The sequence below is a fragment of the Glycomyces paridis genome, from assembly GCF_004912155.1.
Lineage (GTDB): Bacteria > Actinomycetota > Actinomycetes > Mycobacteriales > Micromonosporaceae > Glycomyces > Glycomyces paridis.
In genome coordinates this window covers 189708-206622 of record NZ_STGX01000004.1, presented here as the reverse complement: position 1 = coordinate 206622, position 16915 = coordinate 189708, and the positions used below count along the sequence as shown (strand labels likewise).

Here is a 16915-nt window from a genome sequence, read left to right as displayed (position 1 = left end):
CGCACGCGCGGTCCCCTCGGGCGCGGAGGCGAGCACGAACGAGGTGCACCGTGAGCGACCAGTGGTCCGAGCATGGCTCCGACATCAACGCCTACAAGGAGGACAAGCCTCCTGAATCGACGACCGAGGCCATCAAGGCGTTCGGCACCATGCCGCTGTTCGGCGGGATGCTCAAGGGCATGTACGACAACCTCCAGGGCATCAACGAGGGCGGCGGCGACGAGATCTTCGGCGGCGTCGTCGGCGCGGCCGCGAGCGTCGCCGACTTCGGGCTCAAGCTCGCCGACATGACCGGGAAGATGGGCGCGGCGGGCCAGTCGCCGCTGTCGTTCCTGGGCGCCAACTTCATCATCGACCTGCTGCTCGCCTACATCGAGCCGCTCGACGACCTGCTCAAGGAGGTCGCCGGGGACGCCGAGGAGATGCAGAACCAGATCGACGACTGGGAGATGGTGAAGGTCGCCCTGCACGAGCTCTCCGGCGAGGTCGCCGAGAAGGCCGCCACGGCGCTCCAGTCCTGGGGCGGCGCGGCCGCGAACGGGGCGAGCAAGAGCGTTGCGGCCCTGTGCTACACGATCGACGCGCTCTCCGACCAGGCCGACGTCATCCAGCGGGGCCTGGCCTGGGCGCAGGCGCTCGCGAACCTCATCTACGAGGTCATCAAGGGCATCCTGGCGGCGCTGCTGGAGGAGTTGCTGTACGCGGGCGCGATCGCGCTGGCGTCCTCGACGTTCACGTTCGGCGGGTCGATCGGCGCGTTCATCGCTTGGGCGGTCAAGGGCATCCTCCGGGCGCTGCTCAAGGCGCTGAAGAAGGTGTTCACGACGAAGGGCATCTACGGGGTGCTGCTGGGCGCGCTCGTGGCAGCGACGGCCGCTTCGGCGCGGACGCTGTTCGGCGAGGGCTTCGACCGGGGCGGGAACGCGGGCGCGGTCGAGGCGAACCTCGACGCGGGCCTGGCGGTGGACCTGGAGGAGCTGACGACCGCGAAGGCGAGCTTCGTCGCCCAGTCGGGCAACGCCGCCGACATCAGCGACAAGATCAAGGAGATCGCCGGCGGCGAGATGACCTGGGGGATCTGCGGCCTGTTCTTCGCGGGCAGCTACAACGACAATACCGCGACGTACGAGCAGGACGTCCAGTTCGTATCGATCACGCTCGCCGACCACGGCGACAAGATGCAGCAGGTCCGCGACACGTACGAGGGCACCGACCGCACGATCCACGACGACCTGCACGCGGTCGCCGAGGGCTAGCGGACCTCCACCCGGTGCGTGGAGGCGGTGAGCGTCGCGTCCGCGCCGGTGCCGCTCCAGCGGTGCTCGGTGCGGACGGCGACCACCACGTCGGTGTGGCCTCCCGCGGTCACCTCGACCTGCGTCGATCCCTTGGCGCCGTTCAGGGTCGCTTCGGCGAGGTGGCGGCCGACGGGGACTTCGAGGGCCCAGGCGCCCCAGCCGGTCGGGAGGTTGCGGCCGCCGACGGCGACGCGGGGCGCGGGCGTGGTCGCCGCGGCCTGGGGGAGCGCTTTGAACAAGGGCTCCTGCGGGACCGGGTCGGGCCACTGGCGCAGTTCCTGACGGACCACGACGAGGCCGTGGCCCGGCCGCCGCGGCGCAGGGGCTTCGGTGCCTTCGGCGAGATGCCAACAGTCCTGCGCCGCAACGGGTGCGAAGTCGAGCGCGGTCTCGGTGCGGGCGGCGGCGTCGGCCACGGCGCGGTCGCGGCGGCGCTTGACGCGGCCGCCCACGACGTAGGCGACCAATGTGGACGGTACGAGGACCATCGCGGCGGCGAGCGCGACGGCGACCGGCCCCGAGCCGACGGTCAGCGCGCCGACGGCGCCGGTCGCGAAGGCCGTCAGCAGGAACGCGAGCACGGCGTAGGAGAACCAGCGCAGGTACCGGTAGTCGGGCCACAGCGCGGGCATGACGCCCGGGCGGCCCAGGCGCCCGTGCTGGGACACCTCGGTCAGTCCCGCCCCCGAAGGCAGGTGCGGGGCGGCGTAGACGAGGTTCGCGCCCGCCTCCCCGTCCACGAGCAGTGCGGTGCAGCAGGGCTCGGCGGAGTCCTGCGTCTGCACCGCGACCACATGCGAGCCCGGTCCGATGGGGACGGTGAGCGTGCCGAAGCCGGTGGACACCGGCTCGTCGTCGACAGTGCAGACGGGGACCCACATGTCCTTGCCCCGCTTCGTGGCACGGACCTGGTCGACCGGTCCCGCGGTCGCGGTCGTCACCACGCGCAGGCGCAGCAGGCCCGGCCGCGCCTCGCCGGCGGCGTCGAGCTCGGCGCGGTCGTGGGAGACCGCGGCGTCCGCGCGCAGGGCCCGCATCCGCAGGGCCTTGCCCGGCGGGCTCCAGCGGATCCAGGGATTGTCGCGCTGCGGGGTCTCGGGCATGTCGGCGCTCCTCGCGATCCCTCGGTCAGGTCGGCTTCTCAAGGTAGCGCAGCAGGTTCGCCGTCAACCGTGCGAGTTCGGGATCGCCGCCGACGACGGTGACCAGGTCGTGCGGGGCGCACGCGACCTCCTCGGAGGACTTCGCGACGTCGAGGCAGTGCGGGGCGACGCCCGCGAGGGCGTACGCGGCGAGCTTGTGGTGCCCGTCGACGATGAACGCGACGGCGTCCTCCTCGTCCTCGGCGGGCCCGGCCCGCATCGTGAGCACCAAGGGCCGCTTGCCGTCCTCGATCATGCGGCGGTACTCGTGCACGGCGTCTCGGTCGGGCGGCGGCCACTGGTCGGTCGGGACGAGCACCGGGCCCAGATCAGGCGTGGTGATGCCGACGTACCAGCTCGTGTATCGGCGCTCGGCGGTCGACTGGACGTAGTAGACCTCGGGGGTCCAGCGACGCAGGCCGTACCGGCCGGGGGCGAGCAGCCGCCAGATGGTGCGCGTCATCTCCGCGGCGCTGCACTGGTCGGGCTCGCGCAGCCAGTCGCGCAGGTGCCGGACCTTGCGGCGGAACCACGGATTGCCCGAGCGCACCGCCAACCGGTCGACCGTGCCCGAGCCCGTGTAGCCCTCCACCAGGAACGGCTTCCCGCCGATGCGCAGCGCGCTCGCCCCGTCGACGCCGTGGAGCGCGAGCACGCCCTCGCCGAACGCGTTCTCCTCGAACCGGTACTCCTCCGACTCGTGGTCCAGATAGGACAGGTGTCCGCGGGAGCGCTCGGTCTCGGGCATGACGATCACGCACACCGGGTCCCGCTCCAGCGCGAGGTAGGCGGCGAGCTTGTGGTGCCCGTCGAGCACGTAGTACGCGGCCGACTCGGGGTGGGTGAGCAGCACGACCGCCGGATGCGCCCGCCCGGTGCGCAGGCGGGCCCGGTAGTCGGCCACCGCCTCCCGGTCCGGCGGCGGCCAGTGGTGGGTCGGGATGAACGTGTTCCCGAACTGGGGGAGGTCCTCGTCGGCGTACCAGAACGACGGCTTCGCCGGATCAGCGGCTCTGATGTGGACGTACGGGAGCGTCTGGATCGAGACCCGGTAGGAGCCGGACTCCATGAGCGACACGAGCGGGCGCAGCGGCGCCGGGTCGTCGCCGGGCTCGACATGGCGAAGCCACTGCCGCAGCACGTCCCACTCCTCGGGTTCGACCCACGCGTCCGGGCGGTGCAGGGCGTCGCGGTCCGGTTGCGGCACCAGGCGTTTCGCGATCCAGCCGATCGAGCCGCCCTGGTCGTGCTCGTCGCAGGCGATCGGGTCGCCGCCGATGCGCAGTTCGAACGCGTTGTGCCCCACGGCGAACTCGAAGAGCCCGAGGCCGTCGAGGACGTCGAGGTGCGAATGGGGCGCGGGCGGTCCGAAGGTCATGTCGCCCGAGGCTAACGAGGCCCGGCCACCTCCGGGCGCGTCGAGCCGCACGCCGCCGGGCCGGTCGAGGGCCCGCAGCAGCTCCCCGGTCTCGGCGTCGGCGCCGACCTTGCCTTCGGAGGCCTCCAGGTACTCCACGATGAACCGGCGCAGCGGCGCCGCGGCCACCAGGTCCGGTCCGTCCGGCGTGAACGGCGGCGCGACGTGCAGCGCCAGCAGCAGCATCCCCGGCACCCGGTGCGCGGGCCCGCCGATGCCCGGCTGGAAGTACGGCAGGTCGAGCACCCTCGCGCCCGCCGCCTCGTAGAACGCCAGGCGCCGGCGCGGATCGCCGTGCGCCTCGCTCGCGGGCGCGTCGGGCGACTCGATCTCGGCGACGACGAGGCACGGGTCGTACCGCTCCCGCCACACCCCCACCGCCTCCCGCAGCAGACGCCCGCCCACCCCGTGCCCGCGCGTGCGCCCGTCCACCGCCAGGTACGTCAGCAACTGCACCCGCGAGGCCTCCGACCACCGCCCGAACGCCGCCCCGCCGGGCGCGCCGTCCTCGTCGACGGCGACCAGCAGGCTCCCCTCGCCCGCGTCGAGCGCCGCCTCCACGCTCGCCTCGCTCTCCAGCTCCTCGGCCGGAAACGAGGGCGCGAACAACTCCCGGTACACCCGGGCGCTCATCGCCCCCGGACGCCGCACCTCCACCACCGCGAACTCCACGACCCCCACCGTGCCCCTCCGCGAGCCGTTCCGGACGCGACCAGTATCCCAGCGGGAGCGGCGCGCCCGACCCGATTCGGTCCCACCGGGCCTTCGTCCCACGTCGGGACGGGTGCCCACCCGCCCGCCCCGCCGCGTCCGGTCAGGACTGGTCGTCTCGTATGAGCCGCAGACGGCGCCGCCCGGAGGCGACCTCGTCCACCCCCGCATAGGCGCTCGGGAACGGCTCCTCCTCGGGCGCCATCCTGAGGATGTACTGAATGGACTTGACGCGCCGCAGCGCGTCGGCCGAGGACTTCGCCTGGCGTCGCAGCAGGAGCTGCTGCTCGTCGAACCGCAGGCGCAGTTCGGTGTGGTGGCCGTTGAGGACGTGTATCTCCAGGGCCTGCCGGGACAGGGCGCTGCGGAACAGGACGGTGTCGTTCGCGAGTGCCGCGTTCTCCTGCGACAGCACCATCAGGTGCGCCAGGAGGTTGGCGGCCTCTTCGGTCTGCGTGGTGCAGGCCCGGGCGACCGCCCGCTTGATGGAGAACACCGCGAAGTACGCGATGGCCCAGACGAACGCGGAACTGGCGAGGACCGCGATCGCCGTGCTCGCCGAGGGGCTCGGGCGGAGGAGGACGAGGCTTCCTATGCCGAGGAGCCCTGCCAGTCCTGCGATGAGCGCGGCGGCGGAGGCGGAGCGTGAACTCCGGTGTCTGATGTGATCGGAGGGGATGCGAATCCCGTTGTGCTGATAGGCCATGACGAGACCAATCTTCAGGTGGTGACGATCCTCGGACGCCACAGTGGTGGCGGCCGGTTACGAGACGCTCACGTACTCGACGGCGACGGTATCCGATCGGGACCGTCGTCGTCACCCTCCCGCGGACCGGGTCCCGTCCCGCTCGACGGCTTCCCGCCGACGCGCCACGCGGACCTCGAGTTGGACGATCAGGGTGTCCATCATGTGCTCCAGGAGCGCGCGATCGTCATCGTCGAGGTACGGGTCCTCCAGTAGGAAGCGGACCCGCTGCATCTTCATGCGCAGCTCGTGGTCGGCGACGGGGTGCGGGGCGGGCCTGCGACCGCCGGCCGTCGGCGTCGCGGCGTCCCATCCCAGAATGCGGTAGGGCTCTGCCAGATCGAGGTCCAGACTCCGGCAGAAGACGATGAGCGTCTCGGCCTCGGGGAGCGATTGCGGTCCGCCGATGCCGCGCCACCGGTTCACCTGCTGACGCGACAGGCCTCCGCGCCTTGCGACCTCGGCCTTCGTCCAGCCGTGTAGCCGTTGCAGTTCGGTGACGGAACGTTCGACCCAGTCCTTGAACGCGGGGTTCCGCAGCGACGGAACTTCGCCGGGCCCGTCTTGGATGGAGTCTTCATCTGTCACGGTCACAGTGTAGCTGGCATATGAATCTTCCCTCCTTGTCCGATATAGGAGTGCTCATGGATACGTCATCGTAGCCATGCGGTCGCTGCTGCGGGTGTTCGGGGGGTGACGCTCAGGTTTCATGGCGCACTTGAACAGGGAGTTCTCGCTATGGCAGAAGTTTTTCGCCCGGAAGTCTTGACCTATCTGTAGGTCATGTGGCTAAGATACGACGCATCGATACGTCATCTGAGTGGAAACCTGATATGCCACCAGATGCGAGAGGGCACTCCGCTGCGGGAGCCCTCGGACGCTCGGCCGGTCACTTCTGAAGGGTGGGGGGCCGCCGAGAACGGGGTAGAGCACGACTCCCCCGATCGGGAGGCCCCGTTGGAGGGGGCGGGGCCTCCCTGCAAACCCGCGGCGAGCGGGACGCCGAATGCGGCGATCCTCCGTCGGCCCCCTCGATCCACCGCACCATGCTTGGAGTCCCACATGACCGAGTCCACGACGAAACCGGTCGACGTGCACGACGCCGTCGTCCGCGTCCTCACCGCAAGGCAGCTCGTCGCCGACGCTCTCGACGACCTCGCGCTCGCCGCCGCAGGCCTGCATCAGCGCGGCCTCTCCTCCTGGAAGTACGACACCGTCGTCGGCGCCCTCGACGAGCGCTTCCACGACTTGAGCCGCGCCCTCGCCAACCACGTCATCCACCTCGACGACGGCACCAAGGAACGAGACGTCGTCGTGCGCCTGCGCGAGGTCGCCTACCAGGTCCGCACCATCTCGGTCGAGCTCGAAGCCGCCGCCGGCCGGCTCGAAGGCGTGTCGGCGACCATGACCGAGGGGTACTCGCACCGGTTCAGTCCCGAAGGCAAGGGCGACAACGGGCTCCCGCTCGAATCGGCCCCGGCCCTCGGCGAGCGCCTCCGGGCCTCGCCGAGCCCCGGCCCGACCCGCGTGAACGGCACCCGATGACCGGCGCCCGTCCCCAGGCCGGCGGACCGCGGACGACCGACCGCCCCTGCCGCCGCTGCCGCGAGCCCAGGCCCGACTGCGAGTGCACCGCGACCGAACTCGGCAACGCCGTCCGCTGGAGCGAACTGCGGGCCCTCCTCGTCGCCGACTACCTCCGCGCGCATCGGGCCCTCAACGGCGCGAACGCACTCGAACGCAGAGCGGCGGCGGCCGACAAGGCCTCCGCCGCCGACGCGCTCGCCCGACTCCTCGTCGCGGCAGGCGAAGCCCCCGACTTCGCCGCCGCCGCGGCCGCCGTCGCACACGGACGCCTCCCCGAACTCGAGAACCTCCCCGAGTGACGTCACCGCTTCGGGCGCGGCCGTTCAGCAGCGGCGCTTCGGGAAGGACAAGCGCCCGCAGCCCGCCGCACCGGCCTCAGATGGACTCCACATAGGTCAGTGCGAAGGCCGCGCAGGGGACCAGATAGGCGGTCGCGACCACCGTGATGGCCGTGAAGGACGGCCTGCCCTTCAGCAGCACCCGATACAGCACCAGCAGGATCGGGGTCGCGACCGCCTGGACGGGCAGCAGCGAGCGGTCCAGGACGACGCCGTTGTACGACAGGAAGAACGCCATGACCGCACTCGCCGTCCACAGCGCGAAGCCGAGCTCGAACGTCCCGCGCGGGCCGAGCCGAACCGCGATCGTCGCGATCCCCGCCCGCCGGTCGGCGTCCCTGTCGGCGGCCGTGGTCGGCAGGTACAGCGCCGCCGCCGCGAGGACCCCGAGGACCGCCAGCTGCCACGGGAAGCCGTGCGCGCCACCGGTGAACGCGACCCAGCCGCCCAGCGGCCCGAGCACCCCCACGACCGCGTTCGCCAGCAGATCGGCGCCGGGCCTGGCCTTCAACCGCACCGGCGGCACCGAGTACGCCCACCCGAGCGCCACCACCAGCGCGGTCCCGAACGCGAACAGCGGCCCGATCGACAACGCGGCCAACACCGCGGCGCCGCCCGCCGCCAGCGCGATCCGCACGGCGCCCTGCGGTGAGACCCTGCCCGCCACGAGCGGCGAGGCGGCCTTGCGCGGGTTCAACCGGTCGCTCGCGAGGTCGTGCGCGTCGTTGACCGCCAGCACCGCCAGCCACAGCAGCGGGCCCGTCACCAGTATCAACTGCGCCATCACCACCAGCTCCGGCCCGCGCGGCACCAGCCGTTGCGTCGCCAGCACGAACCCGATCTCCGCCATCACCACCGACGCCGTCCAGAACCGCGGCCTGGACATCGCCACCACATCCCGCACCGGCCGCCGCCGCGGCGCCGGCGCGGTCGTGACGATATGCAGCGCTTGTTGAAACGAGAGGCTCATGCCCCCAGTCTCGAATCGCCGCAACCGATCGGCGTCCCTCTCCGGCGGGTCCCGCCTCCCCCGCGCGAGGGAGGGGCCTGGAGGCGGTTCGGTCGCAGCGACCTGATCGGGCGGTCTCGAAGGTCAGGGCGACTTGCTCATTCGGCGGCGCGGTGCTCCTGTCGTTTGACCTCGCTGAGTCCGTGCCTGCCGATGTAGTCGGGGTGGGGTTGGAGGGCGGCGCCTCGCGACGCCGTTGCCATCAGCGCGATCAGCAGGATGACGAACCCGAGGAAGAGTGCCGCCGATGCGCCGTCGCTGAAGAGGGCGTCGATGGCACCGGCCCTGTTGGCGGACATGCTCGGTGGCGCGTCGATGTTCTCGTCGGTCCAGGTGCTGATCCTCGCGATGGCGCCGATGAACATCCCCAGCGCCGCCGTCGCCAGGACCGCGATGGCCGTCCGGCCCTTCCAGGTGCGAGGCGGCCGGGCGGGTAGGACCTGGACCCAGACCGTCTCTCCGCACTCGTCGCATATGGCGTGGGAGGAACTGGGACCTGCCTCAGGAGACGGGATCTCGGCCTCGAACGTCGTCGGGCAGTCGATCCTCATCGACGGGTGTCGCACTCGAAAGCTGATCCTGTCGCCCGCCTGACGTGATGCCATGGTCCGGTCTCGATTCGTTCAGTGATGAATCCGCTCGGAGCGACGGAAGCCGCCCGCACCGGCCATCGCAACACGGGTCTGCGCTGAAGCGCTGTCGGATAACCGACTCGGGCGAGTACGAGTCTGCCGGGCCACAAGCGCTTCGGGCGGGCGAGTTCGACGAGGGCGTGAAAGACCGCCATCGTCGTCGCCTTTCCACCTGACTGAGAGCTGACGGCTCAGGTTGAGCGGGTGGTGATGTCGGGATCCACGCTTCTGCCGGTGACGGACTTTCGAAAGCGGTCATAAGTGTGCAGATCAAGCTTCATGGCAGAGCTGATCACACTCGGGTAGACCTCTCGCGTGATCTCGTTGGGAAATCGGACGACGATTCCTGAACGCGAGTACAGCGGCCCCCCGCCGCCGCGCCCTACCGCTACGATCTCGGCTTGTGGGGCGTGCTCGGCGACCCGGCCGACGAACGCCTGGAGTCGTGGTTCGAGGCCGTCCAGTGGCACGGGCGCCTCGTCCTCAAGCACGGACTGGAACCGCGCTTCGGCGGCGGCGACGTCGAGCAACTGCGGCGCCGACCAGATCCCCAGCTCCCGAACTTGAATCAAGACTTCTTATCGTGAATGGCGATGTCGCTCATGTCCTCGGATCCGACGGCGAGGTCCATGTCCGGGTCGTAGAACGCGAGCTTCAGCTTGTTCGCGGTGCTCAACACCAGTTCGTAGGCATTCTCGGGCAGGTCGTTCCCGAGCTGCACCACGACGCCGTGGCGCGAGTAGCGCGAGTCCTCGGCGGGCCCCTGCGAACCGACGAGCCCGATGCCGGGAACCCGCCGTTGAACCTCTCGCACGAACTCCTGCATCGATGGCCCGAGTTCCTGCACGGGGACAGGATGCTGGTCGCCGATGATGCTCTGGAGTTGCGCTTTGGCCTCGCTCAGGCCCGGAACGCCTGCGTGCTGCCAGATCGCGAGCTCGATCATGATCAGAATGCCCCTCTCGAATCGTGAATCGCTCAATACTCGTACTTCTGGAAGATCACTCCCGTGAGTTCCAGACCGTGGGTGGTGGTCAGCGTATTGCCGGGGGTCTCAAGCCAGGCGTCGACCGCCCGCTGCTCAGGGGGAGTACTTGCCAGTGCCGCTCTTCGTCTCGCCGGAGGAGGAGGGCATGGGCACAGATTTCGGAGCGGAGGCGGCGTGTCCGCGGCAGGTCTTCCTGTTGGCGAGGTGAGGCCGAGTTTCGTTCTGTGGCGATCAATCGTAGCTTTCATACAGGCAGGGCGGGTGACCGAAGTGTTCGCGTGAGGTCGAGAGCTGGTCTGTTGCTTGATGTCGGTGGGCCTCGTCCAATAGGGTGAGCCTCATGCGTAGAGGTGTCTTCCGGCGTGTCGCCGGCCGTGGTCGTGCGCGACGGTCTGCCAACCGAGCTTCCGCCTCGGTCGTCCGGAGCGCCTCGGGGAAGCAGTACCGCGTGGTCGAGGTCGACGAGGACGAGAACACCGAGTTCGCCGACCCGCCCCGCAAGTGGAAGCGCGTCGGCACCCTGACCGCAGGCTGGATCATCCTTCTGGCCCTCGGAGCTTGGGTGGCTCCAGGCTTCGCCGCCACCGGCAGTCCCGAAGATGAGGATCCCTGGGAAGCAGACGCAACCGATGCAAAGGGGGCGGCCTGGAGTTACCTGGTCGCTGGTTCGTCTGGAGACCTGAAGGATGCGGACAACGTACTTTGCGCTGACGCTTCTCCTGAGGTAAAGCCTTCGGACTTGAACTCCATCAGTGAGGACTACGCGAAGGAGCTCGGTGGTGCGCCTCGTATCGATGCGAGTACCGGTGATCCGATCAGCGTGGCGGCTGGAGTGAGCATCACGGGAACTGTCAGTTACAACTATAGGAATGAACGTCGATTCGAAGAGTTCATGGTGACAGTGCAGGAATTCGATAGTGGGAAGTTCTGCGTTTCCGACGCCGTTAGGACTGCGAGCCAAGAGCCGAGCTCTGATGACTCCTCGACTGAAGTCGGCGATCCGGCCCTGATCGCCAACGACTACATGACCCAGATCGTTGGAAATCGCGATGTCACCGCCGCTACTGAGATGCAATGCGACTCGTTCTTCGGGATCATGGCTGTGCAGCTCAACTCGGTCATCGGCGAGTGGGAGACGGAGAATGGCTGGAGATCCGGGTACTCCTTGGGGGCCGTGGAGAATGAAAACTCAGAGACTTCCGCCACGATTTTCGATGTGAGCATCAAGCTCGAGGGCGAGATCGCCGTTGAGACCTTTGACTTTATTGTTGGCGTACAAGGAGACTGCGTCTCATCCGTCGAAGGCGGGGAGGGGCTGGTCGCCGGGCCGGAGGACTGAAGTCCATTTGAGACTTCGCGACACTCCGTGAGGGGTGGTTGACAACCGGGAGTTGTTCCCTCACCATTTGGTCAGCGCGCTTCGAAGCGTGTTCCAACTTCATATGGCCGTCTCAACGACGCCGCCCGGTGGCCCTAGTCGCCAAACAAGATCCACCGGGCGGCTCCAAAACAAGGGAGCAAGCTCCGTTGTCGTCTTCGACCATACGCTATTCCGGGCTGCCCGGAAACAGTCATTCCGGTGCGAACCAGAATCGCCGACCGGATCTTCCCGCGTACCTTGACCAGGTGGTTCAAGCTGCCGGAGCCAGCCGAGAGGAGTCTGGTTCCGGCCGCTGCGACCCCGAATCGCAGAGGCCCGACCCCCGACCCGACACTGCCCAGCTTCGCCACAGGCCCGGTGACACCTGGATCATCGACCGGGACCGCCCGGACGACCCGGCCGATCCCGGGTCCTTCGGCTCCCCGGGGTGGTACGCCGACCGGCGGACCGGCAGGCACCGGCGAGGGCAACTGCCCGATCCGGCCGAGGGCGAACGCCCGGAACACAGGCCGTCTCCGGGCCCGCCCTCCGAAGGAGCCGAAGAACCGCGCGGCGGTCGCTTCGGCGGACCGCCGCCACCGCCTTCGACACCGCCGACCAGGGGCCGAGGCGGCGCCGAAGACGACGGCCGTCGCCACGACTTCGGGCGCCTCCGAGAACAGGCCTGGTCGCGATTCCTGATCGAATCCCATGAGCTGCACCGAGCACACCTCGTCGCCGACCTGACCAGAGAGCGCCGCGTGCCGCGGCTCTGGACCTCGCTGCGAATCCTCTGGCTTCGGCTCCTGACGCCCTGGGCCAAGCGGACCGAGCAGGCACCCGCACTCGGAACGGCGCTGCCGTGCATCGAAGTCGAATGGAGGCGAGCGCCCCGGCCCGCGCGTCCCAGATCCGCGAGCGCCGCCATCGGGCTCGCGAAGGTCAAGGCCGCATCGCTGCTCACCGGGGCGCCGGGCGAGGATCGGCGCCCCGTCAACCCCTACCTCGCCCAATGGGAACGACATTTCGATGCGGGTTACGCCCTCCGAGAGGCGGTCGCGCTGTGAGCTACGAACTCTATTGCCCGAACGGCCCGGCATCGGGATTCCTGCGCGCCCTGGTGAGCGGTGCCGTGGGTAGGTTTCGCCTGGTGAACGCCGAACCGGACCCGACAGGGAAGGAGCCCGCATCAGCTCACGGATTCACCTCCGCCCATGCCGTCAGACGGATCGGCGGCAGGCAACTGCACTTCGAGGCGTTCCCCTCGCAAGCGCGCCTTCGGATCACGACCCTGAGCGCTGGGACCGTGCCCGAGAGCGCGCTCGGATCGGTGATCCGGCTCGACACCACGGAACCGGGCCTGCGAGTGAGCGCACCGCTCGAGGTCGAGTGGGCCTCAACGAACATGGAGGAGATCGTGGCCGAAGCCGTTCGGATCTGGGGCAGCCTTGCCCGCAACTGCGAAGGCTGACCTACACGGGGTGCTGGTCGGTGCGACGCGGCGGTAGCGCACCGGCCAGCGCTTCGAATGAAGAAATCGGAGGGCGATCTCGGCCTGAATCGACGGGCGAGACGCCACTACGATGCCGATGAACCCACCTCTTCCGACAGGAGTGCTCATGATGCTCGAGTTCCCTCTCTCCGTACTTCCGAGGCTCGGATTGGAGGGAGCCCGGTTCGGCGAGCATCGAGCCGAGCACCGGGGACTGTTCGGCGAGTTCGAGTCCTGGCCGTCCGAATCGCATTCAGGGCTCACGGACCTCTACACCGCCTCGTTGGTCTCCTTTGAGTACGACGCAGACGACCGTCTGGTGTTCATCGAGATCAACAACGATGAAGGCGATGTTCGGCTCGGAGGCGTCCGGCTGCTCAACCGGCCGCTGGAGGAGGTGCTCGAGAACATGCGGGGTCTCGGGCATGAACTGGCCGGTCCGTACGGCGGCGTGTACGCCTATCCGGAACTCGGCATGAGGATCGCGACCGGATACGACCCGGAGGTCTGCGAGGGGGCGACGACCAAGTTCATCGGGCTCCTGCCGGAGGAGACCAGACCGCAGTTCCAGTCGAAGACCTGAATCCGGTCCCGTCGAAGCGGCGAGGCCGCTACCGCTGCAAGGGGAACGTCGGCGCGCCGCGGTGGGGCAGCGCGCCGACACCCTGACTCTGCCATACCGGACCGACAATCGCGAATCGGGCGCCGCCGAGTCGCGCCGGAAAATTCGGACCGATTCGTTGGAGGCGGCGGAAACGGGGCGGTGCCCAGGTAAGCCGGGGCCTCAGGCGGTGGGTTCGCCGAACCAGCGGACGAGTTGATCGTCGAGGTCCCGCTGGTCGTCGCCCACCCAGGCGATGTGGCCGTCCGGGCGCAGGAGGAGCGCCGGGACCTCGGGTTCAGCGGTCGTGTCGGCCAAGTGGTCGACGCGGTCCGACCAGCGGGCCGAGGTGAGCCGTGCGGTGCGGTCCAGCAGGAGCCCGCGGCCGCGGTGCAGGAGGTCGTAGAGGCGGCCGTGGGACGTCTCGATGTCGCGCTGGCGGCGGCCGAGCAGGTCGGGGCCCTCGCCGAAGTCGTAGCGGACGTCGACCGCGGTGATCTTCCCGGTCAGGAGGCGGTTCACCTCGTCGAAGTCCAACAGCTCGGAAACCAGCCTGCGCACGGCCTGCGGACCTGGTCCGGGCGCTAGCAGTTCCATTTGCGCTCGGGTGTTGTCGAGGACGTCCGCGGCGACCGGATGCCGTTCCGCCTCGTAGGTGTCGAGCAGCGCTTCGGGCGCCCAACCTTGGACCTGTGCGGCGAGCTTCCAGCCGAGGTTGAACGCGTCCTGGATGCCCAGGTTGAGGCCCTGGCCGCCGATCGGCGGATGGATGTGCGCCGCGTCCCCGGCCAGGAGCACCCGGCCGACCCGGTAGTGCTCGGCGAGTCGGGTCGCGTCGCCGAAGCGGGACAGCCAGGTCGGTGAGTGCACCCCGAGATCGGTTCCGGCGAAGGCGGACAGTTGCCGCTGGAAGTCTTCGAGCGAAGGCGGTTGCGTCCGAGTGCCGACCTCACCCGCGGGAACGATAACGCGGTAGCGTCCGCCGCCGAAGGGAGTGATGCTGAAAGTCCGGTCGGTGGCCTGGACCTTCGCCACCTTGGCGGCGATCTCCGCTTGCGGTGCTTCGGCTTCCATCTCGCCCATGAGCGTTTCGTTCCGCGTGGGCACACCGGGGAAGTCGATGCCCAGGAGCTTGCGGACCGTGCTGCGTCCGCCGTCGCAGCCGACGAGGAAGCGCGCTCGGACCCGTTCGCCGTCGGCGAGTGCGACCGTCACGCCGTCCTCGTCCTGCTCGAAGCCGGTCACGGTGCGGCCGTGCCGGACCTCGGCGCCCAGTTCGACGGCGTGCGCTTCGAGCAGCCCGACGACGACCGGTTGGGGAATGCCCAGCAGGAAGTCGTGCGCCGAATCGAGATCCTTGGGGGCCGGTTTGGCGATGGCGGCGAAGAAGCCGGCGGCCGGGCGGCGCCTGCCGTGCTCGGCGATACTTTCGAGCAGGCCGCGCATCGCCAGCAGTTCGAGGCTGCGGATGTGCAGGCCGACGATGCGGACATAGGAGGCGGGTTCGGTGTCGCGTTCCAGGACCAGCACCCGCACGTCGTGGAGCCGGAGTTCGGCCGCCAGCATCGAGCCGGTCGGGCCGCAGCCGGCGATGACCACGTCGAAGTCGTGGTGGGGCGCGGGATCGGTGCCGCTGGAGTCGTTCTCGGCCGCGGATTCGGTGGTGAGGCGCGAAGCGCTCATCGGTGTCGCCTTTCGGAAGTGCCTGATTGTCGAGGCGCTCCCGGCGACGGTTGCGTCAGTCGCCGACCGTGACGAGTCGGGGGAGTACCCACGTCGATGCTCTGTTCACGGGTCTCACCTCCTCGGTCGGCGTCGCGGTCCACAGCAAACTACCAGGCACGGCGGCTCGCGTCGAGCGATTTCAGCGGCGCCGGGACCGGCGAGTCCGCTATTCGAGCGGGGCGCCCATCTGCTCCATGAACTGGATCGGGTTCACCGCTCCGGCCGAGCTCCGGTCGGCGTTCAAGTGGGTCTCGAAGTGCAGGTGCGGCCCGCTGGAGCGGCCCGAGGAGCCGACGTAGCCGAGGATCTGGCCCGCCTGGACCACGTCGCCCTCCTTGACTAGGGGCGCCGAGCCCATGTGGCAGTAGCGGGTCAGGTAGTCCCCGGCGTGGACGATGTTGACGTACCAGCCGCAGCCCGCGACCTCGGGGGAACCATCCACATCGCACGAATACGACTCGCCGTACAGGCTCGCGTTGCACTCCGAGGTGATCACCGTGCCGCTCGACGCCGCGACGATGGTCGAACCGCGCGGCGCGCCGATGTCGACGCCGTCGTGCGAGGGGCGCTGCGAGGTGCGGAAACCGGAGTTGATCGGCCCCTCGACGGGGATCATCCAGCCCGCGGCCGACAGCTGGCCCGGCTGCGTGCAGGTCCCCAGATCGGTTGACACCGCCGGAATCCGGGCGCCGCCGCCGGTGAGGGTGTTGACGATCTCGATGGCCTTCGGCTCGTGCTTGGCGTAGGCGTCGGGGAAGGCGGAAATCTGCACCCGCTGGGCGGCCACGGTGAGCGGCAGCGACTCCCAGTTCTCGATCGTCAGGAGCTTCTCGTAGAACTTCGTCGAGGCGTAGACGGGGTCGGTGACCTGATCCGGTGTGCCCCAACCGGAGGAGGGACGCTGCTGGAACAGGCCGAGCGAATCGTGGTCGTTCCGGTCGCCGAGGTGCCCGAGATTCGTCAGGCGCGACTCCTGCATCGCGGTCGCCACCGCGATGATCCAGCCGCGGCTGGGGACGTCGAGCTCCTGGCCGACCGCGATGATGATGGCGGCGTTGCCGACCTGCTCGGAACTGTACGGTTCGATCGCGGGGAACTCGCCGCTCATGTCGATGTCGCCGACGGTGCCGCAGCCCGCCAGGACCACGCTCCCGTCGTCGTCGCTCGACTGGTCGGACAGGAGCTGCACGATCGAGATCACCATGCCGAGGCAGCACACGCTGACCACGGTGAGCGTCCACAAGAGAGGACGCAGGCGCTTGGGGACCTTCGGACGCTCCGGGTCCTCGTAACGCTCCTTCGCGGTCTGCTCGCTCTCGGGGACGGTGCTCACAGCTGCTCCCAGTCGATCGCGGAGACCAGCCAACCGTTGGAGGTCCAGTCGTTGGCCCCCTCGTGCATGGTGAGCGTCAACGTGCCGGTGTCCATCGGGATTGCGACCTTCGAACCGGAAGCCGTCGGCTCACCCGTCCGCTCCTCGGCGGGCACCGTCGACGGGTCCACGCCCTCCATCAGGTCCGCCGTGTCCGAGGTGAGGAACGGCGCGATCGAATCGTGCCAGCCGTCCGGGCCGTAGCCGTAGGGGTTCAGCCAGGCCTCCGCGAACGCCGACGCCCGGTTGAGGGCCTCCTGCGGCAGCTCGGCATCGGTGTAGCAGTCCTCGCCGTCGCACGCCTCGGTGGCGAGGCCGTCGTCCTCGGTGAACGCCTCCGAGGTCGCCTCGCCGTCGACGCCGCTCGAACCCGCGTCACTGCCGTCGAGCGGAAGCTCCTCCCGCGTCTGCGCCAGCGCGATCACGCCGAGCACCAGGACCAGGATGATCACGATCATCCCGTAGCGGGAGAAGACGATCCGAAGGACGCGGTTCATC

General features: G+C 69.2%; 18 protein-coding genes. 7 read left to right on the top strand and 11 right to left on the bottom strand.

Translation table 11 applies throughout. The annotated features are described in order from the left end of the window. Positions 1-50: 50 nt before the first annotated feature. Entirely contained in the window at positions 51-1256 is a 1206-nt protein-coding gene (locus E9998_RS07100; protein WP_136529009.1) for a hypothetical protein, read from the top strand. Here E9998_RS07100 and E9998_RS25195 read toward each other — a convergent pair. The 4 genes from E9998_RS25195 to E9998_RS07080 all read right to left on the bottom strand — a co-directional run bounded on the left by E9998_RS25195 (position 1253) and on the right by E9998_RS07080 (position 5901). Continuing rightward, entirely contained in the window at positions 1253-2401 is a 1149-nt protein-coding gene (locus tag E9998_RS25195; RefSeq protein ID WP_158299720.1) for a hypothetical protein, read from the bottom strand. The two genes, E9998_RS07100 and E9998_RS25195, sit on opposite strands and share 4 nt — an antisense overlap. 25 nt (positions 2402-2426) lie before the next feature. Beyond that, positions 2427-4529 carry a GNAT family N-acetyltransferase gene (locus E9998_RS07090; protein ID WP_136529008.1) on the bottom strand — a complete coding sequence of 701 codons (2103 nt, stop codon included), beginning with the start codon at positions 4527-4529 and terminating at the stop codon, positions 2427-2429. Between the two features lie 142 nt (positions 4530-4671). Beyond that, complete coding sequence (locus E9998_RS07085) at positions 4672-5274, bottom strand: hypothetical protein (RefSeq protein ID WP_136529007.1); 603 nt, start codon at positions 5272-5274, stop codon at positions 4672-4674. Positions 5275-5385: 111 nt separating this feature from the next. Further along, positions 5386-5901 carry a helix-turn-helix domain-containing protein gene (locus tag E9998_RS07080; RefSeq protein WP_158299719.1) on the bottom strand — a complete coding sequence of 172 codons (516 nt, stop codon included), beginning with the start codon at positions 5899-5901 and terminating at the stop codon, positions 5386-5388. A gap of 474 nt (positions 5902-6375) precedes the next feature. Between E9998_RS07080 and E9998_RS07075 the strand changes: the two genes are divergently transcribed. Continuing rightward, positions 6376-6858 (top strand): hypothetical protein, encoded by a 483-nt coding sequence (locus E9998_RS07075; RefSeq protein ID WP_136529005.1) that lies wholly within the window; start codon positions 6376-6378, stop codon positions 6856-6858. After that, positions 6855-7199 carry a hypothetical protein gene (locus E9998_RS07070; RefSeq protein WP_158299718.1) on the top strand — a complete coding sequence of 115 codons (345 nt, stop codon included), beginning with the start codon at positions 6855-6857 and terminating at the stop codon, positions 7197-7199. The genes E9998_RS07075 and E9998_RS07070 overlap by 4 nt, the downstream gene beginning before the upstream one ends. A 76-nt stretch (positions 7200-7275) precedes the next feature. On the opposite strand, the gene E9998_RS07065 is transcribed toward E9998_RS07070, so the two are convergent. The 4 genes from E9998_RS07065 to E9998_RS07050 form a co-directional block, all read right to left on the bottom strand. After that, positions 7276-8208, bottom strand: coding sequence for a UbiA family prenyltransferase (locus E9998_RS07065; protein WP_204745304.1), 933 nt, complete (start codon positions 8206-8208; stop codon positions 7276-7278). Between the two features lie 137 nt (positions 8209-8345). Next, positions 8346-8813 carry a hypothetical protein gene (locus E9998_RS07060; RefSeq protein WP_136529003.1) on the bottom strand — a complete coding sequence of 156 codons (468 nt, stop codon included), beginning with the start codon at positions 8811-8813 and terminating at the stop codon, positions 8346-8348. Between the two features lie 257 nt (positions 8814-9070). Then, on the bottom strand, positions 9071-9451 hold the full coding sequence (locus E9998_RS07055; RefSeq protein WP_136529002.1) for a hypothetical protein: 381 nt from the start codon (positions 9449-9451) through the stop codon (positions 9071-9073). Beyond that, positions 9448-9825 (bottom strand): hypothetical protein, encoded by a 378-nt coding sequence (locus tag E9998_RS07050; protein ID WP_136529001.1) that lies wholly within the window; start codon positions 9823-9825, stop codon positions 9448-9450. Before E9998_RS07050 ends, E9998_RS07055 begins: the two co-directional genes overlap by 4 nt. Positions 9826-10315: 490 nt before the next feature. On the opposite strand from E9998_RS07050, the gene E9998_RS07045 reads away from it, so the two are divergent. From E9998_RS07045 to E9998_RS07030, 4 genes are all read left to right on the top strand, one after another. Further along, a complete protein-coding gene (locus E9998_RS07045; protein ID WP_136529000.1) occupies positions 10316-11206 on the top strand; it encodes a hypothetical protein in 891 nt (296 codons plus the stop codon). A gap of 782 nt (positions 11207-11988) precedes the next feature. Next, positions 11989-12294 (top strand): hypothetical protein, encoded by a 306-nt coding sequence (locus E9998_RS07040; RefSeq protein WP_136528999.1) that lies wholly within the window; start codon positions 11989-11991, stop codon positions 12292-12294. Continuing rightward, positions 12291-12698, top strand: coding sequence for a hypothetical protein (locus E9998_RS07035; RefSeq protein ID WP_136528998.1), 408 nt, complete (start codon positions 12291-12293; stop codon positions 12696-12698). Before E9998_RS07040 ends, E9998_RS07035 begins: the two co-directional genes overlap by 4 nt. A gap of 148 nt (positions 12699-12846) precedes the next feature. Further along, positions 12847-13302, top strand: coding sequence for a hypothetical protein (locus E9998_RS07030; RefSeq protein ID WP_136528997.1), 456 nt, complete (start codon positions 12847-12849; stop codon positions 13300-13302). 201 nt (positions 13303-13503) lie between these two features. Here the strand turns inward: E9998_RS07030 and E9998_RS07025 are convergent, their stop codons facing one another. The 3 genes from E9998_RS07025 to E9998_RS07015 form a co-directional block, all read right to left on the bottom strand. Further along, the gene (locus tag E9998_RS07025; protein WP_136528996.1) at positions 13504-15003 is read right to left on the bottom strand and encodes an FAD-dependent monooxygenase; all 1500 of its coding nucleotides are present in this window, start codon (positions 15001-15003) and stop codon (positions 13504-13506) included. A 208-nt stretch (positions 15004-15211) separates the two neighbouring features. Continuing rightward, complete coding sequence (locus E9998_RS07020) at positions 15212-16300, bottom strand: M23 family metallopeptidase (RefSeq protein WP_420842416.1); 1089 nt, start codon at positions 16298-16300, stop codon at positions 15212-15214. A gap of 74 nt (positions 16301-16374) precedes the next feature. Further along, entirely contained in the window at positions 16375-16914 is a 540-nt protein-coding gene (locus E9998_RS07015; RefSeq protein ID WP_136528995.1) for a hypothetical protein, read from the bottom strand. Position 16915 lies beyond the last annotated feature (1 nt).